Source organism: Pseudomonas sp. Tav-5-1A (genome assembly GCF_055755055.1).
This window is the reverse complement of the sequence record NZ_CM146901.1, coordinates 1,670,649-1,694,063: the sequence shown is the minus strand read 5'-3', so window position 1 is coordinate 1,694,063 and position 23,415 is coordinate 1,670,649. Positions and strand designations below refer to the sequence as shown.

Below are 23,415 nucleotides of genomic sequence, written 5' to 3'. Positions count from 1 at the left end.
TGTCGGGAAATGGATAAGATAATTGCAACCAGCCTGGGGGAATTTCCATGTACGGCAAGCGTGCGCAAGACCCGGTACCCACGGTGCACTACCGCAGTGACCGGGTGATCATGGTCAACGGCGAGTTTTTCTTCACCACCCGGGAAAACACCCAGGAAGGCCCCTACCCTACCCGCGAGCTCGCGGCGCAGGAGACCGAGGCCTATATCCAGCGCATGCAGCGCCACGGCTGAAGGCTTACAGCGCCTCGAACAGCCCCGCCGCGCCCATGCCGCCGCCCACGCACATGGTCACCACGCCATAGCGCAGCTTCTGCCGCTGCAGTTCACGCACGATATGCCCCACCTGCCGCGAGCCGGTCATACCGAACGGGTGGCCGATGGCAATCGAGCCGCCGTTGACGTTGTACCTGGCGTTGTCGATTTCCAGGCGGTCCCGGCAGTACAGGCACTGGGAGGCAAACGCCTCGTTCAGCTCCCACAGGTCCACGTCCTGCAGGCTCACACCCGCCGCCTTCAGCAGCTTGGGCACGGCGAACACCGGGCCAATGCCCATCTCGTCCGGCTCGCAGCCGGCCACGGTAAACCCGCGGAAGATAGCGCGCGGCTTCAGGCCCAGGGCTTGGGCACGTTCCAGGCTCATGACCAGGGTCATGGAAGCGCCATCCGACAGTTGCGAGGCGTTGCCGGCGGTTACTGAACCGTCTTCGCTGAACGCCGGCTTCAAGCTGGCCAGGCTTTCCAGGGTAGTGTCGGGGCGGTTGCAGTCGTCGCGGTCGACCACGCCGTCCTGCCACTTCTGCTCGCCGCTGGCCTTGTCTTCCACCAGGTAGCGGGTGTGCATGGCCACGATCTCGTCGTCGAAGCGGCCTTCGACCTGGGCCTGGGCGGTGCGTTGCTGGCTCTGCAGGGCGTAGGCGTCCTGGGCCTGGCGGCTGACCTGGTAACGCTTGGCCACCACCTCGGCGGTCAGGCCCATGGGCATGTAGATGCCCGGCGAGCTCTCTTGCAGGGTGGGGTTGAGCAGGCGGTCCTGGTTGACGCTGCGCAGGGTCAGGCTGATGGACTCCACGCCGCCGGCGACGATGATGTCGCTGAAGCCCGAGGCAATCTGGTTGGCCGCGATGGCGATGGCCTGCAGGCCCGAGGAGCAGAAACGGTTGAGGGTCATGCCGGCGGTGCCGGTGCCCAGCTTAGACAGCACCGCCACGTTGCGGCCGATATTGAAACCCTGGGCGCCCTCGTTGGACGCCGCCCCCACGATACAGTCCTCGACGCTGGCGGGGTCGATGCCGTTGCGCGACAGCAGCGCGTTGACGCAATGAGCCGCCATGTCATCGGGGCGGGTCTGGTTGAACTTGCCGCGAAAGGACTTGGCCAGGCCGGTCCGCACGCTGTCGACGATCACCACTTCACGCATGCCACACCTCGTTGTTGTCGTTGTCGGGAATGTGACCCAGCATAGGTGCGGAGTAGCGCTGCCGCGACGATAATCGAGGCGCCTGATGCCGCGCCATCGCGAAGGGTTTGCCAGGCAGATGATCTGCCGTTGATCGGCTGTTGATCTGCTTGTGATCTGGCTTGTGATCTGGCTTGTGATCTGGCTTGTGATCTGGCTTGTGATCTGGCTTTTGATCTTGATCTTGCTTTTGATCTTGGCCCCGTTAAGCGCCAGGGCCGACTGGAGGCGTCGATCAACGGGCCGCCCGAAGGGCCGAGGCCGCAGGCCGAAGAGACGGTAACCCGCAGGCTTCTATAGCGGGTGCCGTCTGCCCGTTGAGCGGCGCCGGAAGGAGGGGACCCGTAGCGAAGCGTAGGGCCCAAGCAGGGGCAAGCGTTTTTTGCTTACTTTTTTTGGCGTTTGAAAAAAAGTGAGTCGCCGTAAGGGCGAAACGGTCGGTGGTCGCACCGCGAAAATGGATATGTTCGAAATCGCCGAAGCGGGATTCGAAGACCATGAACATATCCATTTTTTCGGGTGATGCCACTTCACCTTTCCGGCCTTACGCCGGCTCACTTTTTGTCAAACGCCTCAAAAAGTAACCAAAAAAGGCTTGCCCCTGCTTGGTCCCTACGCTTCGCTGCGGGTCCCCTCCCTCCGGCGTCGCCCAAGCGGCCGACGGCCCGGAATAGAAGCGCCTCCGGTTCCGTCTTCTTCGGCTACGCCTCAGCCCGCTTGGCCGACGCCTCCAGTCGGCCCTGGCGCTTTATGGGGCACACAATCAAGATCAAAGGCCTCACGGGATCAAGATCAAAGGCAGCTTGCGGCGCAGCGGGTAGCGCAGCCGCGCAGCAGCGCCACCTACTTCTTGTCATGCTTGAACGCCGCCTCCAACGCCTCATTGATCGTGCGCAACACCTTCACCCGCGCCCAATGCTTATCATTGGCTTCAATCAACGTCCACGGCGCCAGTTCGGTACTGGTGCGGTCGACCATGTCGCCGACGGCCTGGCGGTACTGGTCCCATTTCTTGCGGTTGCGCCAGTCATCCTCGGTGATCTTGAAGCGCTTGTAGGGCACCGCCTCGCGGGCCTGGAAACGCTCCAGCTGGGTCTGTTTGTCGATGGCCAGCCAGAACTTCACCACCACCACGCCGGCGTTGTGCAGTTGCTCTTCGTAGTCGTTGATTTCACCGTACGCACGCAGCCAGTCAACATCGCTGCACAGGCCCTCCACCCGCTCCACCAGCACCCGCCCGTACCAGCTGCGGTCGAAGATGGTGAACTTGCCCCGCGCCGGGATCTGCCGCCAGAAGCGCCACAGGTAAGGCTGCGCCAGCTCGTCCTGGCTGGGCGCGGCGATGGGCACGATGTTGTACTGGCGCGGGTCCAGGGCCGCGCACACCCGGCGAATGGCCCCGCCCTTGCCGGCGGCGTCGTTGCCTTCGAACGCGGCCACCAGGGCGTGGCGGCGCATGCGCTTGTCGCGCAGCAGGCCGGCCAGGCGCGCCTGTTCGGCGGTCAATTGCTTGCGGTAGTGATCCTTGTCCAATTGCTGGCTCAGGTCGAGGCTGTCGAGCAGGTTCTTGCCGTCCAGGCTCACGCCCAGTGGCGCGACGCTCTGGTGCACCGGCTCGGTCGGGGCCTTGAGTGCGGCCTGCAGGCCTTCGAGCAGCAGCTTGCCCACGGTGAGGCTGCGGTAGTGTGGGTCCACGCCCTCGATGATGTGCCAGGGCGCGTACTCGCGGCTGGTGCGGCGCAGCACGCGCTCACCGAAGCGCACGAAGCGGTCGTAGGTTTCCGATTGCTGCCAGTCCAGCGGGCTGATGCGCCAGCTGTGCAGCGGGTCGTCCTGCAGGGCCTTGAGGCGCGCCTTCATCTGCTTCTTGGACAGGTGGAACCAGAACTTGAAGATCAGCGCACCTTCGTCGCAGAGCATCTGCTCCAGGCGCTCGGCACCATTGATGGCCTGGTCCAGCACCGCGTCCTTGAACTCGCGGTGCACGCGGCCCTGGATCATCTGGCTGTACCAGTTGCCGAAGAACACGCCGATCTTGCCCTTGGCCGGCAACTGGCGCCAGTAGCGCCAGGCCGGCGGCCGGGCCAGTTCCTCGTCGGTCTGCTGATCGAAGGAACGCACTTCGATCAGCCGTGGGTCCATCCACTCATTGAGCAGCTTGACGGTCTCGCCCTTGCCCGCCCCCTCGATGCCATTGATCAGCACGATCACCGGGAAGCGCGCCTGTTCCTTGAGCTCGTTCTGCGCTTCCAGCAAGGCCTCGCGCAAAGCGGGCACCTCGGCGTCGTAGGTCTCCTTGTCGATGGCATGGCCGATTTCGGCGGACTCGAACATAAGCATGGGCTCCTTGGCAGCTAGTGCCTGGAGCGTAGCGCATCAGCCCGCCGAAGGGTTATCCCCGCGCTCGGCGCGCGTCAGGTGGGCAAAGATTGCCTCCCGGGCCTGGTCACGCCCTGGCCAGTCCCCCACGGCTTCGAACGGCGCCAGGACAGCGTTGATTTCCATAGAGTGGTTGCGCATCAAGTGGGCAACCCACTGCTGCCGGCTGATCAGGTATTGGATGAAATCCTCGCCTTGTTCGGCGGCCACCAGCGCTTGCCGTGCAGCCTCGACCTGCACGCCATCAAGCAGGGCGGTGCCGGGAACCGGGCCGCGCAGGGGGTGCGCCGGCATGGCGAAATGCTCACCCAGGGTCGCACGCAGCTGCAGGCGCACGGTAGGCTCCTGGGCCAGCAGCCCGGGTATTCTCAAGTCGCCAAACACCAGTCGGGTGGCGTAGTCGTGGATCTGCTGGTCCCGGAACATCGAGCGCAAGCGGCTGTACAGCAGTTGCCCGGATTGTGGGTTGAGCTCGGGGTCGGCGGGCTCGAATCCGAAAGCCGCCATTTCCAGGTCGCTGAAGGTCAGCACCGTCGCATCCTCGCTGCCAGCCGCGACGCGGGCGATATCGAACAGACGCGTGCGCAAGGTTGGAATGCGTACCGCACGCTGCACCAGCTCCAGCACCCGCCGCGACAGGTCAACCCGGTCGAGGGTGTATTGCGGCGTGCTGCGCAGGTCTTCGAGCACATTGAGAAAGCGCACTGAACGACCGTGGCCGATCAACGCACGCCAGTCATTGAGGTAGCCCTCATGATCGACGCTGTTGAGCCCCAGCAACCAAGGGCTCGACAGGTGCTCGGCGCTCCAGGGCACGGGGGGCTCGGTGAAATAGAGGTCGAACAGGCGCCCGGCCAGCGCCCGGCCAACGATACGCCTGCGCAGCGGCGCCGGGAAAGGATTCGAGCGCAGGTCCACCTGGATCAGCCGGCCTTCCCCCTGCTGCGTCCAGAGTTGCTCGGGCAGTTGCACCAGCCCGGTGTTGGTGAGATTCAAGGCACGCAAGCGCGGCAGGGTCGCCACCCACTCAGGCCAATTCCCCAGGGCAGTATGGCCCAGGTCCAGGTTACGCAGGCGCGCAAAGCCATTGGCCTGGGTGACGCCCAGCAACAGGTTGCCGTTGAGCGAGAGCGTGCGCAGTGCCGGCAAGCGCCCCAGCTCATCCATCATCGCCTGGTCCAGCAGCAGATGGTTACCGCCCAGCTCCAGGTTGCGCAGGGTGGCCCGCTGATGTGATAGATCGGGCAACACCTGCAGCCCGGCGTTGCTCAGGTCCAGGTCACGCAACTGACGGAAATTGAGCAGCAATTCGCCCAGGCCTTCCGCGCTCAGGTGACTGTGGCTCAGGTCCAGGCGCGCGATGAAGTTGAAAGCATGCATCAGCGGCGGCAGCTCCAGCAGCGACAAACCGCTGAGGTCCAGCGCCGGGTTGTTCAACTCGTGGGGGAATTCGTCGGGGCCATTGCGCCGCCAGGTCATCAGCAGGCGCGAGCGCACGTCGCGGCGCTGGTGCTGCAATTCCAGCAGGTCGCCGTTGAAGCGGCGCAGCGCCTCTGCCGACGGCTGAGCTTCAACCCACAGCTGCAAGTAGATATCCAGCTGCTGATACTCGGCCTGGTGCGCATCGAGGATGGCCAGGGCATCATCATAGCGGCGGCCGAAACGGTGGATGTAACGCAGGTACTCCAGGGCCTGAGGCCTGCCCAGCGCCGGGAACAACGCGCGTACCCTGCTGACCATATGGTTCTGGCTGGGGTTGTCAGCAGGCAATTCGCCCGCCCTGCGGCCAGACATTCCATACCCCCAGCGGCCCAGTTCGTCACGTGCCGGGGCACTGAAGAACGCCGCCGGCGGTTGCTGCTTCAGCCAGCGGGCACATTGCTCGCGGTCGGCCAGGGCCGCGTCTCGTATCTGGGCGGCACTGGCCTGCGCCCCGAGGCGCTTCCTGAAGTTGCCCGCCAGTACAGCGCTGTCGGGCGTCGCCAGGCGTGCCCGGCACAGCCCCTCGAGGGCGCGATTCAGGCGCAATGCCTGTTGGTGAAGACGCGCCTGCTCAGCCACTGCCAGCGGCAACCGCTGAGCCTGGGCGAGAGCCAACCGCGCCTTCGGGCTAAGCTTGCGCAACAGTTCCTCGGCCACCGCCACCGGCAGCGAGGGAAAGTCGCGACGCACCACGCCGTTGGCAAGGTCACTGCCGAAATGGGAGTCATCGTACAGCGCCTTGAACAGTGCGTTGTCGTCGCTGCCCTGGGCCTCGGCCTGGAAGGTTTCCGCCAGCTTGTAGGCCAGGCTCGAACGCGTCACCTCCAGCCCCTGGCGGTGTTGGCTGATGGCCAGGTCAATATCGAAACGTTCAAGCGTATCAGTCAGCAGCGCCGAGGCGCGGGTGCCGCGGTAAAACACCTGGTCAAGCAGCTCGGGCTCCACCCCGGCACAGCGCATCGCCAGGCCCAGCCCTTGGCTGTCCAGGTGCGCCGCCGGACCATCCAGCAGGGTGCGCAGGCTGCGTCCAGTGACAGCCTCGGCCTGCTCGGACTCCAGTTGCCACACGCCCGAGTCCTCCGTGACGAGCGGCTGGTAGGCGTTGTGATCCTCAGGATGAATGACCCGCCAGGCCTGGCGGTCGCCGTCGAAGCGCACCGCGTAGGGGCGCCCCTGGATCAGCACGTATTCCTGGTCCAGATACTCCATCACCAGATCATCATTGAGCGGCAGGTCGCCGGGCAGTGCCAGGCGTTGCGCATAGCCGTCCAAGGTCGGGCGCAACAGGCGTTCGGCACCACTGGGCAGTCGCAGCGGCTGCAACTCATCGAATGCCGCACCCTGGGGCCACATAGGCACCCGCGGGCGTGCAGCCAGCGCGGTCCCGGCGCTCATTACCGCCAGCAACGCCAGGTTTTCAGCCACGCCTAGCGCATGGGTCGCGGCGGCATCGGCGTCGCCATGGCGCCAGTCCTGCACCCCGGTGTATACCTCGTACACCAGCTGCGCCGCAGCGCAGGCCAGCATCAACTCACCCACGCCGGGGATGAATAATGCCACCACTCCCAGCAACTCCAGGCCCGCACTCAGCCAGCTGCGGTTGCGCTCATCGCGCTGCTGCTGGTCGACTTCGGCGGTAGGCATGGCCAGGGTGCGGCCGTCGTCCAGCACGCGTGCCACGCGACGGGCATGCACCGCAGCGAACAACGGCCCGGTCAGCGCAACCCGCTCCAGGAACAGGTTGGCCTCGGGGTCGGGGGCTCGCCGGGGAGTCGCGGGAAAGGTGGTGACCAGTGGCGTCAGGCGGTCCTTGAGGTGGTCCAGGAACGGGGCAAGGTGAGCATGGCTGACAAAGCGCTGCCAGTAACGCAGGTAGGCCGGGGCGCGGAGCTTGTTCCGAAGGGCGTCATGGGCAGCCTGCAGCGAGGCGAACTCCTGGAGCGGCTGCTCCGGCTCCTGGGGCAGGTACAGCACGCAAGGACCGTGGTCGGTTGTATCCAGCAACAGCGGCCCGTGCAGGTCGCCCCCGTCGAAGGTCGAGCTGTGCATCATGCGCAAGGCGCTGGCGCGCACTGGCCGTTGGTGCCAGGTAGCGGGCCGGCCGGCGGCCAGGTCCAGCAGCATGCGGTAGGCCGGTTCGCTGAGATGCTTGCGCAGATGCCCGATGTGCGCCAGCACCTCCAGGCTGTGACGGTCATTGTCGGTGAACAATGCCTCGACGCGCTCGGCCTGCGCGCTGGGGCTGAAATACTGCTTGAGCTGCAGTTGATACGCACCGCCGATGTCCTGCGTGCGGCACAACCGCGCGAACTGCGCCGCAGTGATGGCCAGGGCGCTGCCAGGGTTGACGCGGTAGCTCATGCCCGCGTCTTCCAGCACCAGGGCATGGTCGGGCAGCACCAGCGAGCCTTCCAGGAAAGCTTCGTTTTCGACGAAGTTCTGCAGCGCGGCGTGCAACAGGGTCTGACGAGTCATCTGCAGGCGTGGCACGCCCAGCGAGGTGATGTCCTTCTTGCGAGCCAATATGTGTTTGCGTACATCGACTTGACCGATCAGCGGCTGCAGTGCTGCCTCCAGACGGGTCTGGGCGAAGGTTTCCAGGCCTGGCAACGGCGCCAGCCACTCGGTCAATGCCTGGCGGGCGACCTGGCTGCGGACTTGGCTGGCGCGCAACGCCGCCTGCACGTCCGGTGGCGCGTCCAGCAACCAGCGGGGCAGGCTGGCGGCGACGACGCGAGCGTGATTGCGCGCCTTGAAGTCGCCTTCCTGGGCAACCGGAATAAGAAAAGTCTCCTGGGGATTCATGCTCGCTCCTTGCGATGGCGTTGAATGACCGCCACCCTACCAAGCGCTTCCCGGCTAAAAGGCGGCAATAAACACCACCCGCCGTTATCATGGGCGCTTGTCTGTCGCCGAGCCGAACATGAGTACCGAACCGCTGCACGCCCAGATCGACTGGGACGACCTGGGCCGCCCCACCTCGCGCCACTACGGCGACGTCTATTTCGCCGCTTCCGGCCTGGAGGAGACGCGCCATGTGTTTATCGACCAGAACGACCTGACCACGCGTTTCAGCGCGCTGGGCGACGGCCAGCGCCTGGTGATCGGCGAGACCGGCTTCGGCACCGGGCTGAATTTCTTCTGCGCCTGGCAGCTGTTCGCCGAACGCGCCGCCCCCGGTGCGCGCCTGCAGTTCATCAGCGTGGAGAAATACCCGCTCAGCCACGCCGACCTGAGCCGCGCCCTGGCGCTGTGGCCGGAACTGGCGGCGTTCACCGCGCCGCTGCTGGAGCAGTACGTGGGTATCCATGCCGGCTTCCAGCGCCTGGTGTTCGACGGCGGGCGGGTGACCCTGACGCTGCTGATCGGCGACGTCCTGGAGCAACTGCCGCAGCTGGACGCCCAGGTCGATGCCTGGTTCCTGGACGGCTTCGCGCCGGCGAAGAACCCGGAAATGTGGACGCCCGAGCTGTTCGCGGAATTGGCTCGCCTGGCCGCACCAGGTTCCACCCTGGGCACTTTCACCAGCACCGGCTGGGTGCGCCGCGGGCTGATCGCGGTCGGCTACAAGATGAAACGTATCCCCGGTATCGGCAAGAAATGGGAGGTGTCGCGGGGCAGGTTCGAGGGCTTCATGGGGCCGCCCGTGCCACGCGTCAAACCCTGGTTCGCTCGCCCGCCGCACCCAACAGGCGAACGCCACGTGCTGGTCGTCGGCGCCGGCCTGGCGGGCTGCGCCACGGCGGCCAGCCTGGCCGCGCGCGGCTGGCGGGTCAGCCTGCTGGAGCGTCACGGCGCCGTAGCCGAGGAGGCGTCGGGCAACCCCCAGGGTGTGCTTTACCTCAAGCTGTCGGCCCACGGCACGGCACTGTCGCAGCTGATTCTCAGCGGTTTCGGCCACACCCTCCGGCTGCTGGAGCGCTTGCAGCGCGGCCGCGACTGGGACGCCTGCGGCGTGCTGCAGCTGGCGTTCGACGCCAAGGAAGCCCAGCGCCAGGCGCAACTGGCCACGGCCTTCGACCCGCAGCTGTTGCAGGTGCTGAGCCGCGAGGAAGCCCAGGCCCGGGCCGGTGTACAGTTGCCCAGCGGCGGCCTGTACTTCCCGGAAGGCGGCTGGGTGCACCCACCGGCGCTGTGCCAGTTCCAGGCGGCGCAGCCAGGGGTAACGCTGCTGGTGCATCACGACGTCCTGCAACTGCGCCACGTCGACGGCCAGTGGCAAGCCTGGGACGGCGAGCGCCTGCTGGCCAGCGCACCGGCGGCGGTGCTGTGCACAGCGGCCCAGGTGCGCGAGGTGGAGCAGACCGCGCAACTGCCGCTCAAGCGCATCCGCGGGCAGATCACCCGGCTGGCCGAGACCGCCGCCAGCGCCGCGCTGGCCACCGTGGTGTGCGCCGAGGGCTACGTGGCGCCCGCGCGGCTGGGCGAGCACACCCTGGGCGCCAGCTTCGATTTCCACAACGATGACCTCACCCCCACCCTGGCCGAGCACCAGGGCAACCTGGCGATGCTCGACGAGATCTCCCCCGACCTGGCCACGCGCCTGGGGGTTGCCGACCTGCCCGCCGAGCAGTGGCAGGGCCGCGCGGCGTTCCGTTGCACCAGCCCCGACTACCTGCCCATCGTTGGCCCGGTGGCCGACCGCGAGGCGTTTGCCAGCACCTACGCCATCCTCGCCCGCGACGCCCGCCAGGTGCCCGCCCTGCCCTGCCCATGGCTGCCTGGCCTGTACGTGAACAGTGGCCATGGCTCGCGCGGCCTGATCACCGCGCCGCTGAGCGGCGAGCTGATCGCCGCCTGGCTGGACGACGAAGCCCTGCCGGTGCCGCGCGCCGTGGCCGAAGCCTGCCACCCCAACCGCTTCTGGGTGCGCAACCTGGTGAAAGGCAAGGCGTAGCAGCGGCCGCTGTTGTGGGAGCTGGCTTGCCAGCGAGCTGTTGAGGCCCTAAAAACTCGCTGGCAAGCCAGCTCCCACAAAGACAGTTGCGGCTACGGTGCTTGTGCCGGCCACTGCCGGTGAGGGATGCTGGGGGCCGGCGTCACCCACGGACAGTCCCATGCTGCGCGTCACCCAACTGCACAAATCCTACCCCACGCCCCAGGGCCCGCTGCCCGTGCTGGCCGGCGTCGACCTGCAGCTGGAACAGGGCCAGAGCCTGGCGTTGATGGGCGAGTCGGGCAGTGGCAAGAGCACCCTGCTGCACCTGGTGGCCGGCCTGGACCGGGCTGACCGCGGCCACATCGACGTGAACGGCCAGGCGCTGGAAAAATTGGGCGAACGCCAATTGGCTGCCTGGCGGCGCAGCGGTATCGGCCTGATCTTCCAGCAGTTCAACCTGGTCACCAGCCTCACCGTGGCCGACAACCTGGCCTTCCAGGCGCGCCTGGCCGGCCGCCACGACCCGGCCTGGCAAGGCGAGCTGGCCGAACGCCTGGGCCTCACCGCACTGCTGGCGCGCTACCCCGAACAACTCTCCGGCGGCCAGCAGCAGCGGGTGGCGCTGGGCCGCGCCCTGGCCTCGCGCCCGGCATTGCTGTTGGCCGACGAGCCTACCGGCAACCTCGACGAGCACACCAGCACCCAGGTGCTCGACCTACTACTGCAGCTGCAGGCCGACAGCGGCTGCAGCCTGCTGATGGTCACCCACAGTTCGGCCATCGCCGCGCGCCTGCAACGGCGCGTGGTGCTCAAGGCCGGCCGCGTGCAGGGCAACTGACATGCCCACCCTGCACTGGGCCCTGTGCACGCTATTGAGCCACTGGCGCAAACACCCGGTGCAACTGGCCAGCGTGCTGGCCGGGCTGTGGCTGGCCACGGCCCTGCTGATTGGCGTGCAGGCCCTCAACGGCCAGGCCCGCGCCAGCTACGCCCAGGCCAGCGCCTTGATTGGCGGCCAGGCGCAGGCCAGCCTGGTGCCGACCCAGGGCGAACGCCTGCCCCAGGCGCTGTTCGTCAGCCTGCGCCGCCAGGGCTGGCCGGTGTCGCCCTTGCTGCAGGGCCGGCTGGACCTCAACGGGCAGCGCCTGCAAGTCACCGGCATCGACCCGCTGAGCCTGCCACCTCGCACCGCCCTGGCCGGGCAGGTGCCGACCGCGGATGAGCTGTACGCGTTCATCGGCGACCCTGGGCAAACCTGGGTGTCGCGCCAGACCCTCGACGCCCTGGGCGTTGCCGACGGCAGCCGCCTCAACGACACGCTGCCCCCGCTGCATGCCCGGGACGACATGGCGCCCGGGGTGCTGCTGATGGACATTGGTCACGCCCAGGCCGTGTTGCAGGCCCCCGAGCGGTTGTCGCGCCTGCTGCTGCCCGCCGACTTCACGGCCGCCCTGCCGCCCGACCTCGGCGCGCAGCTGCGCATCGATCACAGCGACCCGGGCCAGGACATGCAGCGCCTGACCGAGGCCCTGCACCTGAACCTTGCTGCCCTGGGCCTGCTGTCGTTCGTGGTCGGCCTGTTCATTGCCCAGGCGGCCATTGGCCTGGCGCTGGAACAGCGGCGTGGCTTGCTGCGCACCCTGCGCGCCTGCGGCGTGGGCCTGGCCACGCTGGTGACGGCGCTGGTGCTGGAGCTGACGCTGCTGGCCCTGCTGGGGGCCGTTGCCGGCGTGCTCAGCGGCTACGCGCTGGCCAGCGCCCTGCTGCCCGACGTCGCCGCCAGCCTGCGTGGCCTGTACGGCGCCGAGGTGGGCAGCCAGCTCAGCCTCGGTGCCGGCTGGTGGCTGGGCGCCATTGGCCTGAGCCTGGCCGGCGCGTTGCTGGCCGGGGCACAAAGCCTGTGGCGCGCCGCCCGCCTGCCACTGTTGGCGCTGGCCGCCCAGGAAGCCTGGCGCAGTGCCCACGGCCAGTGGCTGCGGCGCCAAGGCTATGCCGCGTTGCTGCTGGGGCTGGCGGCGTTGCTGCTGGCCTGGCGCGGTGACAGCCTGGCGGCCGGCTTCGCCCTGCTGGCCTGCCTGCTGCTGGCCGCAGCGCTGGCCCTGCCGGTGCTGCTCGATGGCCTGTTGGCCACGTTGCGCCCCGCCCGCCCCCTGGCCCAGTGGTTTCTCGCCGACTGCCGCCAGCAGTTGCCGGCCTTGAGCCAGGCGCTGATGGCCCTGCTGCTGGCCATGGCGACCAACATCGGCGCCTCGAGCATGACCGAGGGTTTCCGCCATACCTTCACCCACTGGCTGGAGCAGCGCCTGGTGGCCGAGCTGTACGTGCGCCCCACCGACGCCAGCCAGACCGCCCGCATACAGGCGTGGCTGGCGCAGCGGAGCGACGTGACGCGGGTGTTGCCCGGCCGCGAGCAGGACATCAAGGTGCAGGGCTGGCCAGTCGAGGTACACGGCGTCATCGATGACCCGCTGTACCGCGATCACTGGCCGCTGCTGCAACAAGCCGCCGGTGCTCCCTGGGACGATTTGTTCGACAGCCCCAGCCTGATGCTCAGCGAGCAACTGGCCCGCCACCTGCGCATCGGCATTGGCGACCGCCTACAGGTGCCGGGGCAGGCGGCCAGCGAGCCACTGACCGTGGTGGGCATCTACGCCGACTACGGTAACCCCAAGGGCCACGTGCTGCTCAGCGCCGCCACCTGGCAACGCCTATGGCCGACCGAAGGCCCCACGCGCCTGGCCCTGCGCCTGCCGCCCCAGGCCGTGCCGGCGCTCAAGGCCGAACTCCTGGCAAGCTTTGCCCTGGACGACAGCCGCGTGGTCGATCAGGGCCAGCTCAAGCGCTGGGCCGTGCAAGTGTTCGAGCGCACCTTCAGCGCCACCACGGCCCTGGACAGCCTGACCCTGGGCGTGGCCGCCCTGGCCCTGTTCATCAGCCTGCTGACCCAGAGCGACAACCGCCTGGGCCACCTGGCGCCGCTATGGGCCTTGGGCGTAGGCCGGCGGCAACTGATCCTGCTCAACCTGGCGCAGACCTGGCTGATGAGCCTGCTGACCCTGCTGCTGGCCATGCCCCTGGGCATTCTGCTGGCCTGGTGCCTGGTGGCGGTGGTCAACGTCCAGGCCTTCGGCTGGCGCCTGCCGCTGCAAGTGTTCCCGCTGCAGCTGCTGCAACTGCTGGGCTGGGCACTGCTGGCCACAGTCCTGGCATCCATTTGGCCGCTGGTGCGCCTGCTGCGCAGCAAGCCTGCGGACCTGCTGCGGGTATTCGCCGATGAACGCTAGAAGCGCGCTGGCGCTGACCCTGTTGCTGGGCCTGGCCGCATGCGACCAGCCTGCACCACCGCCCCAGGGCTTCGCCGGCCTGGGTGCCGAGGGCCAGGGCTTCGCCCAGGTCACCCGCGGCGCGCCGCTGGTGTTCCCCCGCGACCACGGCGCCCACCCCGGCTACCGAATCGAATGGTGGTACGTGACCGCCAACCTCAAGGCCGCCAGCGGCGAAACCTTCGGCGCCCAGTGGACCCTGTTCCGCAGCGCCCTGGCGCCCGGTGCCGAGCCCGCCGGCTGGAGCCACAAGACCCTCTGGCTGGCCCACGCCGCACTCACCGGCGCCCACTTCCAGCACAGCGCCCAGGCCCTGGCCCGTGGCGGCACCGGCCAGGCCGGGGTGCAGGCGCAGCCCTTCGCCGCCTGGATCGATGACTGGCAACTGGAAGCCCACGAACCGGCCACCGACAACCTCGGCAACCTGCGCATGCGCGCCCACGGTGCCGACTTCAGCTACGACCTGACACTACAGGCCGACAAGCCGCTGGTGCTGCAGGGCGACCACGGTTACAGCCGCAAGTCGTTACAGGGCCAGGCCTCCTGGTATTACAGCCAACCCTTCTACCAGGCCAGCGGCAATATCCAGGCCCAAGGGCAACAGTGGCAGGTCAGCGGCCAGGCCTGGCTGGACCGCGAATGGAGCAGCCAGCCCCTGGCCGCCAACCAGCAAGGCTGGGACTGGTTCGCCCTGCACCTGGACGACGGCAGCCAGGTGATGCTGTTCCGCCTGCGGCAGCAAGACGGCGCAGACTTCATCAGCGGCAACTGGATCAGCCCCGACGGCCACGGCCAGCCCCTGGCCAGCGGCCAGGTCGAACTCCAGGCCTCGGCGCCCGTGGCCACCCTCGACGGCCACCAGGCGCCCACGCGCTGGCACCTGCGCATCGCTAGCCATGGCCTGGACGTGCAACTGCACGCCCTGAACCCTGAGGTCTGGATGAAGGTGGAACCGCCGTATTGGGAGGGCCCAGTGCGGCTGGAGGGCAGCCACGGTGGCCAGGGTTATCTGGAAATGACGGGGTATTGAGGGGTCAGATCAGGCCGCACAGCACCGTTTTCACCACGGCCGAGAGCTTGTTGCACACCCCGAGCTTTTCGATGCAGCGCGCAATATGGAAATTCACCGTGCGCTCGCTCAGTTGCAGCACGTTGGCAACGTCTACCGAGGTCAGGCCCTGCGCCGTCCACTTCAGTACTTCCAGCTCCCGGAGCGACAGGCTGGCCTGTACCCCGCTGTCTACCAACTGCCGCTGGGCCTCCTCCTCGATGCGCGGCACCAGCGCGTTGTGCATGAGATTGGCCAGCCACAGCACGTCGCCGGCCTTGTCATAAAACTCGGCATTGCTGATGGCGTCCTGGCTGCGGGCCAGGCTCAGGACAGTGGTAGCGCCGTTGATGCCATGCACCGTCTGGCTGACCCCATGGCACAGGCCATGGGCATGGTACTGGCGCTCGATCTCACGCTCGTCCACAAACAACTCCGGCTGCCACAACAACGGGAGATGGCAGCGCATGCTTGCTTTGATCAAGGGGTCACTGACGGCGTAGCGGTTGTCTTTGTAAAATTGGTTCCATTTCACCGAATAATTGTTGCGCTTGAAAACTTTGTTGTGTCCCAGGGGGCGATGTACGTAGATATTGAGGCTGAAATACTGATAGCCCAACTCGCGGGTTACCGCGAGCAACGAGCCAAACAGGCTGTCTTCGCTGGCATCAGGGCAAAACCTTTCGAGCGATCGCAAGGTCCACAACATGATCGAATATCCATTTACGAAGTGCCCCGGTATGGGATCCAAGATTTATTATCAACAAAATAGTAGACCAACAGTTGTTGGCGTGACAAATAACCAATCGAAATTTAAGACCGGTTGAAATGGCAGCAGGAGATGTACAAATGAAAAATGGCAACTTTCAAAAAGTCGCGAAATATATCTCACAATATTTTGATTAATTACTCTAAAAATTGGAGCAACAATAATCCCTTATAACATATCGATCTAAAACTCTTGAAAATCTCACCGGTCAGTTCCTTAAGCGCGCCCCTAGCGGCGCCCCTCCCCAACGGAACAACCGGTAAGGACTTATGTGCGGATTAGCAGGTGAACTTCGTTTTGACCAACAACCGGCGGACCTCGCCGCCATCGAACGCATCACCCACCACCTGGCCCCTCGCGGCCCGGACGCCTGGGGCTTCCACAGCCAGGGGCCAGTAGCCCTGGGCCATCGGCGGCTGAAAATCATGGACCTGTCGGATGGCTCGGCGCAGCCCATGATCGATCAGCAGCTGGGCCTGTCCCTGGCGTTCAACGGCGCCATCTACAACTTCCCCGAACTGCGCAGCGAACTGGAAGCCTTGGGCTATGCCTTCTACTCGGGCGGCGACACCGAAGTGCTGCTCAAGGGCTACCACGCCTGGGGTGAAGCACTGCTGCCCAAGCTCAACGGCATGTTCGCCTTTGCCATCTGGGAACGTGACAGCCAGCGCCTGTTCATCGCCCGCGACCGCCTGGGCGTGAAGCCCCTGTACCTGTCGCGCACGGCTGGCCGTTTGCGCTTTGCGTCAGCCTTGCCGGCGCTGCTCAAGGGCGGCGACATCAATCCGATCCTCGACCCCGTGGCGCTGAACCACTACCTCAACTTCCACGCCGTGGTGCCGGCGCCGCGCACCCTGCTGGCCGGCATCGAGAAACTGCCACCGGCGACCTGGTTGCGCATTGACGCCCAAGGCAACACCGAGCAGCAGACCTGGTGGACCCTGCCCTACGGCCCCCACGCCGACGAGGCCAACCTGACCCTGGAAGACTGGCGCGACCGCGTGCTGGACAGCACTCGCGAGGCAGTTGCCATCCGCCAGCGCGCCGCCGTGGACGTCGGCGTGCTGCTATCGGGCGGCGTCGATTCCAGCCTGCTGGTGGGCCTGTTGCGCGAAGTAGGCGTGGAAGACTTGTCGACCTTCTCCATCGGCTTCCAGGACGCCGGTGGCGAGCGCGGCGACGAGTTCCAGTATTCCGACCTGATCGCCAAGCACTACGGCACCCGCCACCACCAGTTGCGCATTGACGAAGCCGAGATCATCGAACAGCTGCCAGCGGCCTTCCGCGCCATGAGCGAGCCGATGGTCAGCCACGACTGCATCGCCTTCTACCTGCTGTCCCGAGAAGTGGCCAAGCACTGCAAGGTGGTGCAGAGCGGCCAGGGCGCCGACGAACTGTTCGCCGGCTACCACTGGTACCCGCAGGTGGACGGCGCCAGCGACCCCTATGCCGCCTACCGCGACGCCTTCTTCGACCGCAGCTACGACGACTACGCCGCCACCGTGCAGCCGGCCTGGCTGACCAAAAATGACGCCGCCGGCGACTATGTCCGCGAGCATTTCGCCATGCCCGGCGCCAGCGCCGCCGTGGACAAGGCCCTGCGCCTGGACAGCACGGTGATGCTGGTGGACGACCCGGTCAAACGCGTGGACAACATGACCATGGCCTGGGGCCTGGAGGCGCGCACGCCGTTCCTGGACTACCGCCTGGTGGAACTGTCGGCGCGAGTGCCAGCGCGCTTCAAACTGCCCGACGGCGGCAAGCAGGTGCTCAAGGAAGCCGCGCGCCTGGTGATTCCCAGCGAAGTCATCGACCGCAAGAAAGGCTACTTCCCGGTGCCGGGCCTCAAGCATCTGGAAGGTAACACCCTCAACTGGGTGCGCGAGCTGCTGCTGGACCCCAGCCAGGATCGCGGCCTGTTCAAGCCGGCCATGCTCGACCAGTTGCTGACCAACCCCCAGGGCCAGCTGACGCCGCTGCGCGGCTCCAAGCTGTGGCAACTGGCGGCCCTGAACCTGTGGCTCAGCGAACAAGGAATCTGATCGATGAAACCCCACGCCACGGCCTACAACCAGCGCCTGCTGCGCGGCCAGTCGCCCAGCTATGAACGCCTGCAGGCGCGCTTTGCCGAAGACGGCAGCGCCCACGGCGGCCAGCCCCACGCCGTGCATTGCGGCTGGGGGCGGCTGCTGATGGGCCACACCTTCCCCGACCCCGCCAGCCTGGCCGCCGAACTGGCCGACGAACAGCACGGCGAGCGTGACATCGCCCTGTACGTGGCCGCCCCCCAGCAGGTGCTGGCCCAGGCGCCGCAGCAGCTGTTCCTCGACCCCTCCGACACCCTGCGCCTGTGGTTCAGCGACTACCGCCCGGCCCAGCGGGTGTTTCGCGGTTTCCGCATTCGCCGGGCACAGAGCGACGCCGACTGGGAGGCCATCAACCAGCTGTACCTCAAGCGCCGCATGCTGCCCATCGACCCCACGCGCCTGACCCCGCGCCACCAGGGCGGGCCGGTGTACTGGCTGGCCGAGGACGAGGAAAGCGGCCAGGTGATCGGCAGCGTCATGGGCCTGAACCATGAAAAGGCCTTCCACGACCCCGAGCACGGCAGCAGCCTGTGGTGCCTTGCAGTGGACCCGCGCTGCACCCGCCCAGGCGTGGGCGAAGTGCTGGTGCGCCACCTGATCGAGCACTTCATGAGCCGTGGCCTGAGCTACCTGGACCTGTCGGTGCTGCACGACAACCGCCTGGCCAAGAACCTCTACGCCAAGCTCGATTTCCGCACCCTGCCCACCTTCGCCATCAAGCGCAAGAACGGCATCAACCAGAGCCTGTTCCTCGGCCCCGGCCCCCAGGCAGACCTGAACCCCTACGCGCGGATCATCGTCGACGAAGCCCTGCGCCGCGGCATCGAGGTGCAGATCGACGACGCCGACGCCGGCCTGTTCACCCTCAACCATGGTGGCCGGCGCATTCGCTGCCGCGAGTCGCTGTGCGACCTCACCAGCGCCATCAGCATGAACCTGTGCCAGGACAAGAGCCTGACCCACAAGGTGCTCAGTGCCGCCGGCCTGAAGCTGCCGGCGCAGCAGCTGGCCGGCAGCGCCGACGACAACCAGGACTTCCTCGAGCAGCACGGGCGCATTGTCGTCAAGCCGGTGGACGGCGAGCAGGGCCAGGGGGTGGCGGTGGACATCGACAACCTCGATGACGTGCAGCAAGCCATCGAACACGCCCACCAGTTCGACAGCCGCGTGTTGCTGGAGAGTTTCCACGCGGGCGCCGACCTGCGCATCGTGGTGATCGGCTTTGAAGTGGTGGCCGCAGCCATTCGCCGCCCGGCGTCCATCACCGGCGATGGCCTGCACGCCATCGGCGCGCTGATCGAGGCCCAGAGCCGCCGACGCCAGGCCGCCACCCAGGGCGAAAGCCGCATCCCGCTGGACCACGAGACCCAGCGCACCCTGCACGCCGCCGGGGTGGACTACGACACCGTGCTGCCCAAGGGCCAGGTGCTGGCTGTGCGCCGCGCCGCCAACCTGCACACCGGCGGCCACCTGGAGGACGTGACCGACATCCTCCACCCGGTGCTGGCCGATGCCGCCGTGCGTGCCGCCCGCGCGCTGAACATTCCGGTGGTGGGCCTGGACCTGCTGGTGCCGGCGGCCGACCAGCCGGAGTACGTGTTCATCGAAGCCAACGAACGCGTGGGCCTGGCCAACCACGAGCCGCGGCCTACCGCGCAGAAGTTCATCGACCTGCTGTTTCCGCACTGCCAGGTCCTTACCTGAACCCTGTGGGAGCTGGCTTGCCAGCTTCCACACCTTCGTCAGGAGTTTTCATGACTAGCAAGATTCCCGAACCCGACACCCACTACCTGCAGAAAGTCCTGCTGGAAATGCTCGCCATCCCCAGCCCCACAGGTTTCACCGACACCATCGTGCGCTACGTGGCCGAACGCCTGGAAGAGCTGGGCATCCCTTTCGAACTCACCCGTCGCGGTACCATTCGCGCCACCCTCAAGGGCCAACAGAGCTCGCCTGACCGCGCCGTGTCGGCGCACCTGGACACCATTGGCGCCAGCGTCCGCGCCTTCCAGGACAACGGCCGCCTGTCGCTGGCGCCGGTGGGCTGCTGGTCCAGCCGCTTCGCCGAAGGCAGCCGGGTCAGCGTGTTCACCGACACCGGCGTGATACGCGGCAGCGTGCTGCCGCTGATGGCCTCCGGGCACGCCTTCAACACCGCCGTGGACCAACTACCCGTGAGCTGGGACCACGTGGAGCTGCGCCTGGACGCCTACTGCGCCACCCGCGCCGACTGCGAGAGCCTGGGCATCAACATTGGCGATTTCGTAGCCTTCGACCCGCTGCCTGAGTTCACCGACAGCGGCCACATCAGCGCCCGCCACCTGGACGACAAGGCCGGTGTCGCCGCCCTGCTGGCAAGCCTCAAGGCCATCGTCGAGAGCGGCGCCCAACCGGCCATCGACTGCCACCCGCTGTTCACCATCACCGAGGAAACCGGCTCCGGCGCCGCCGGCGCACTGCCCTGGGACGTCAGCGAGTTCGTCGGCATCGACATCGCCCCGGTGGCCCCGGGCCAACACAGCAACGAGCACAGCGTCAGCGTGGCCATGCAGGATTCCAGTGGCCCCTACGACTACCACCTGTCACGCCACCTGCTGAACCTGGCTCGCGACCACGAGCTGCCGGTGCGCCGCGACCTGTTCCGCTACTACTTCAGCGACGCGCATTCGGCGGTGACCGCCGGGCATGACATCCGCACGGCGTTGCTGGCGTTCGGCTGCGATGCCACTCACGGCTACGAGCGCACGCACATCGACAGCCTGCAGGCGCTGAGCCGCATCCTCACCGCGTACATGCTCAGCCCGCCGGTGTTCGCCAGCGATGCGCAGCCGGCGCATGGTTCATTGGAAAGGTTCAGCCACCAACTGGAGCATGATGCGCAAATGGAGAGCGACACCCGGGTGCCGGCGGTGGATACCCTGGTGGGCCAGAAATAGAGGCCCGGGAACACATAATTGTGGGAGCTGGCTTGCCAGCGAGCCTTTAGGAGTCAAAAACTCGCTGGCAAGCCAGCTCCCACAAATTGGTTCCGATTTCGCCTCAGCGGTCGTTGTGGCCCAGGTCGCGGGCCGGGTCGATGTGGTCGCGCACGCGCTGCTTCAACACCTTGGCCTCGGGGAAGCCGCCGTCGGCCTTGCGCTCCCAGAGCTGCACGTCGTCGCAGGTGATGCGAAACACCCCGCCGGTGCCGGGCTCCAGGCTGACCCGGCCCAGGTCGTCGGCAAAGGTGCTGAGCAGCTCTTGGGCCAGCCAGGCGGCGCGCAGCAGCCATTGGCACTGGGTGCAGTAGGTGATGACGATGTGCGGGCGGGTGCTGGTCATGCTGGCCTCAGGCAATTTTCGACAGTAGCTGGCGCGCCACCTGCTGGTCGTCTTCATCGCCGTCCAGAAGGATCTCGTGCAACAGGTCGGCGGCGCTGCGCAGGTCACCCTGGTCGATGCAGTTCTGCGCCTGTTCAAGCTTGTCCGGCGTTTGCGGCGGCTCGTCCTGGGCATCGAAGTCCACGGTCAGGGCATCCAGTTCGGGCAAGTCGGCACCGGCGACGAAGCTGTCGAGGAAAGCGTCGTCCAGGCCATCGTCCGCCGTCACCGGCTCTTCCTCGGCGAAGTCGCTGAGGAACTGCTCGTCGGGCATCTCGAACACGTCCGGGAACTCCTTGAGGTTGCTGGCGAACTCCGGGTCCACCGCCGCTTCAGGCTCGGCCGGGGTGTCGGTGCCCTTGCGCGCCGGGGCCGGATCGAAGGGGCTGACCAGGTCCCAGTCGGCGTCCATGGACAGGTCGTCCAGGTTCAACTGGAAGTCATCCAGCGGCTCGGCGGCAGGCGGCGGGGAATCGACAATGGCCGGGGCCACGGCCGCCACGGTGGCCAGCGCCGCAGGGATCACCGGCAGCGCCTCGGGAGCTGCCTGGGGTACCGGCGTGGCCGGTTGCAGCTTGGGGTAGTGCCCGCGGATGGCCTCGATCTTCTCGGCCTTGAAGTCCTGGGCCAACAGCGCCCGCTCCTCTTCGGCAAAGCCGGCGACGTCGCCCTGCTGGCCCAGCACCTCCAGCAGGCGCAGGCGCAGGTCGGTGCGGTGCGGTTCCTTCTGCAGGCCTTCACGCAAGATGGCCGTGGCCTCGTTGAAGCGGCCATAGGCGATGTAGATGCTGGCGCCGTCCATGGCGTCGGTAGCCGGGCCGCTCTCGCGCTTGGGCGCAACACCGGGCACCGGCTCGTCCTCGATAAGCTCGGGGGCCGGCGCCAGGCCGCCTTGGGCCGGTTTTATCAGCACGTCAGGCTCATGGGCCGGGTACGCGACCGGCATCACCGCCGCTTGCTGGCGGCGACGGTTGTAGACCAGGCCACCCAGCAGCAACAGGATCAACACCACCCCCAGGATCGGCAGCCAGGGGATATCACCACTGTCGTCGATGACCGGGGCCGGCGTCACCGGCGCAGGCGGCGCCGCCGGCACCACGGGCTTGGGCGCGGGGTGGGCCTGGGCTTGCGCCTGGGCCAGTTGCTGCTGCAGTTGCTGCAGCTGCTGGTCCTTGCCGTTCATCTGCTCCTGCAGGGTTTGCAGCTTGGCGTTGAGGTCGTCGATGTCCTTGTGCAGCGCCTGATCGTCCGGCGCCGGTGCAGCGGCGGGCGGGGTGTCAGGCACCGCCGGTGCAGCGGCCGATGCAGGCGCGGCGACCATGGCGGGCGCCGGCTGGGCACCGGGCAGCACCGCGCTGTCTGGCAGCAACAGGCTCTGCCCGGCCTTCAACCTGCCCGGGTTCAGGGCGCGCAGTTGCTGCACCAGGGTATTGGGCGGCGTTGTGGTGCCAGCCGCCTGCAGGCGCTTGGCGATGCTCCACAGGGTGTCGCCCTTCTGCACGTCCAGGCGTTTTTCCTGGGTAGCCGGTGGCAACGCTGCGGCGGGCTGCTGCGCGGCTGCAGCCCGGGCGGTCGGCGTGGGGCCGTTGGCGCTGGCCAGGGCACTGGCGATGCTGCTGACCGGGGCATCGTCGAACTTGGGCGCCGGCGGCAAGGCCACGGTGCCCGGCGGGTCGATGAGCACGGTGAACTCGCGCAGCAATTGGCCGCTGGGGCGGTTCAATTGCACCAGGAAGTCCAGGTAAGGCTCGGTCACCGCCTTGCTGGTGGTGACGTGAATGAATTTGTAGCTGCCGCTCAGCACCGGGGTGAAGTGCAGGTCATTGAGGAAGAACGCGCGGTCGACGCCAGCACGGGCGAACTCGTCGGCCGTGGCCAGGCCCACCGACAGGTCGGCGGCCGCCAGCCCTTGGGCATCCACCAGCGCGATATCGGCGCTCAGCGGCTGGCCCAGCGAGGAATGCAGGGTGATGTCACCCAGGCCCAGCGCGTGGGCCTGGCCGGCGGCGGCGGCCAGCACGGCCGCCAGCAGGCGGGCGGTGGTCGAGGTGGAAATGGCCCGGAACATGGACCGCGAGCGCTCTAGCATGAGAATCCCTTTGAGGAACCTGCTTCCTGTCATTCTGGTTATAGCCTGCGAACCGGCCTTTCTCAAAGCGCGCGGAGTACGCGGGCTCAGGATTTTTTCTCGAGGTTGTCCAGAATCTGCTTGTGCACGCGCATGCAGACGCGCATTTCGTCCTCGTCCACGCCCACGAACAGCTCGGCGCGCAAGGTGTTGGCAATGGTCTCGATCTGCTCGATCAGCGGCAAGGCCGGCTCGCACAGCAGGATCTTCTTCGCCCGGCGATCTTCGAGCACCGCCTGGCGCTGCACCAGTCCCTGGGTTTCCAGGCTGTCGAGCAACCGCGCCAGGGTCGGACCCTCCACCCCCACGCTCTGCGCCAGTTCGCGCTGTGTGGGGGTTTCCTCGAACCGGGCCAGGTGCAGCAGCACCAGCCAGCGCGCCTGGGACAAGCCCAGGCCGGCCAGGCGGCGATCCAGTTCCGCACGCCAGCCCCGGGACATCTGGGCCAGCTGCATTCCGAAACGGTGTTGGTCAGTCAACGGCATAAGCAACTCTTAAAGGA

At 66.9% G+C, this 23,415-nt stretch carries 15 protein-coding genes; 8 read left to right on the top strand and 7 right to left on the bottom strand.

The window, feature by feature from the left end:
- Positions 1–47 precede the first annotated feature (47 nt).
- The gene (locus AC0J42_RS07545) at positions 48–233 is read left to right on the top strand and encodes a DUF6316 family protein (protein WP_473005680.1); all 186 of its coding nucleotides are present in this window, start codon (positions 48–50) and stop codon (positions 231–233) included.
- A gap of 4 nt (positions 234–237) precedes the next feature.
- Here AC0J42_RS07545 and AC0J42_RS07540 read toward each other — a convergent pair whose 3' ends face one another.
- The 3 genes from AC0J42_RS07540 to AC0J42_RS07530 form a co-directional block, all read right to left on the bottom strand.
- Positions 238–1,419, bottom strand: a complete 1,182-nt coding sequence (locus AC0J42_RS07540) for a thiolase family protein (protein ID WP_473005679.1) — start codon at positions 1,417–1,419, stop codon at positions 238–240.
- Between the two features lie 882 nt (positions 1,420–2,301).
- Positions 2,302–3,792, bottom strand: a complete 1,491-nt coding sequence (pap, locus tag AC0J42_RS07535; RefSeq protein WP_416422998.1) for a polyphosphate:AMP phosphotransferase — start codon at positions 3,790–3,792, stop codon at positions 2,302–2,304.
- Between the two features lie 42 nt (positions 3,793–3,834).
- On the bottom strand, positions 3,835–8,124 hold the full coding sequence (locus tag AC0J42_RS07530) for a dermonecrotic toxin domain-containing protein (protein WP_473005677.1): 4,290 nt from the start codon (positions 8,122–8,124) through the stop codon (positions 3,835–3,837).
- A 118-nt stretch (positions 8,125–8,242) separates the two neighbouring features.
- Between AC0J42_RS07530 and mnmC the strand changes: the two genes are divergently transcribed.
- The 4 genes from mnmC to AC0J42_RS07510 all read left to right on the top strand — a co-directional run bounded on the left by mnmC (position 8,243) and on the right by AC0J42_RS07510 (position 14,551).
- Complete coding sequence (gene mnmC / locus AC0J42_RS07525; protein ID WP_473005676.1) at positions 8,243–10,216, top strand: bifunctional tRNA (5-methylaminomethyl-2-thiouridine)(34)-methyltransferase MnmC2/FAD-dependent 5-carboxymethylaminomethyl-2-thiouridine(34) oxidoreductase MnmC1; 1,974 nt, start codon at positions 8,243–8,245, stop codon at positions 10,214–10,216.
- Positions 10,217–10,376: 160 nt separating this feature from the next.
- Entirely contained in the window at positions 10,377–11,036 is a 660-nt protein-coding gene (locus AC0J42_RS07520) for an ABC transporter ATP-binding protein (RefSeq protein WP_473005675.1), read from the top strand.
- Position 11,037: 1 nt separating this feature from the next.
- Positions 11,038–13,482 carry an ABC transporter permease gene (locus AC0J42_RS07515; RefSeq protein WP_473005674.1) on the top strand — a complete coding sequence of 815 codons (2,445 nt, stop codon included), beginning with the start codon at positions 11,038–11,040 and terminating at the stop codon, positions 13,480–13,482.
- A complete protein-coding gene (locus tag AC0J42_RS07510) occupies positions 13,472–14,551 on the top strand; it encodes a lipocalin-like domain-containing protein (RefSeq protein WP_473005673.1) in 1,080 nt (359 codons plus the stop codon). The genes AC0J42_RS07515 and AC0J42_RS07510 overlap by 11 nt, the downstream gene beginning before the upstream one ends.
- 4 nt (positions 14,552–14,555) lie before the next feature.
- On the opposite strand, the gene AC0J42_RS07505 is transcribed toward AC0J42_RS07510, so the two are convergent.
- A complete protein-coding gene (locus AC0J42_RS07505; RefSeq protein WP_473005672.1) occupies positions 14,556–15,278 on the bottom strand; it encodes an autoinducer binding domain-containing protein in 723 nt (240 codons plus the stop codon).
- 329 nt (positions 15,279–15,607) lie between these two features.
- On the opposite strand from AC0J42_RS07505, the gene AC0J42_RS07500 reads away from it, so the two are divergent.
- Genes AC0J42_RS07500 through AC0J42_RS07490 form a run of 3 tightly spaced genes read left to right on the top strand, consistent with a single transcriptional unit; the run spans position 15,608 to position 20,361 of the window.
- Complete coding sequence (locus tag AC0J42_RS07500; RefSeq protein WP_473005671.1) at positions 15,608–17,380, top strand: N-acetylglutaminylglutamine amidotransferase; 1,773 nt, start codon at positions 15,608–15,610, stop codon at positions 17,378–17,380.
- Between the two features lie 3 nt (positions 17,381–17,383).
- The gene (gene ngg, locus AC0J42_RS07495) at positions 17,384–19,129 is read left to right on the top strand and encodes an N-acetylglutaminylglutamine synthetase (protein ID WP_416422990.1); all 1,746 of its coding nucleotides are present in this window, start codon (positions 17,384–17,386) and stop codon (positions 19,127–19,129) included.
- A 50-nt stretch (positions 19,130–19,179) separates the two neighbouring features.
- Complete coding sequence (locus AC0J42_RS07490) at positions 19,180–20,361, top strand: osmoprotectant NAGGN system M42 family peptidase (protein ID WP_473005669.1); 1,182 nt, start codon at positions 19,180–19,182, stop codon at positions 20,359–20,361.
- A 103-nt stretch (positions 20,362–20,464) separates the two neighbouring features.
- On the opposite strand, the gene AC0J42_RS07485 is transcribed toward AC0J42_RS07490, so the two are convergent.
- From AC0J42_RS07485 to AC0J42_RS07475, 3 genes are all read right to left on the bottom strand, one after another.
- On the bottom strand, positions 20,465–20,746 hold the full coding sequence (locus AC0J42_RS07485; RefSeq protein WP_416422988.1) for an Rdx family protein: 282 nt from the start codon (positions 20,744–20,746) through the stop codon (positions 20,465–20,467).
- Positions 20,747–20,753: 7 nt separating this feature from the next.
- Positions 20,754–22,874, bottom strand: a complete 2,121-nt coding sequence (locus AC0J42_RS07480; RefSeq protein ID WP_473005667.1) for a FimV/HubP family polar landmark protein — start codon at positions 22,872–22,874, stop codon at positions 20,754–20,756.
- Positions 22,875–22,960: 86 nt separating this feature from the next.
- The gene (locus tag AC0J42_RS07475; RefSeq protein ID WP_416422986.1) at positions 22,961–23,398 is read right to left on the bottom strand and encodes a MarR family transcriptional regulator; all 438 of its coding nucleotides are present in this window, start codon (positions 23,396–23,398) and stop codon (positions 22,961–22,963) included.
- Positions 23,399–23,415 lie beyond the last annotated feature (17 nt).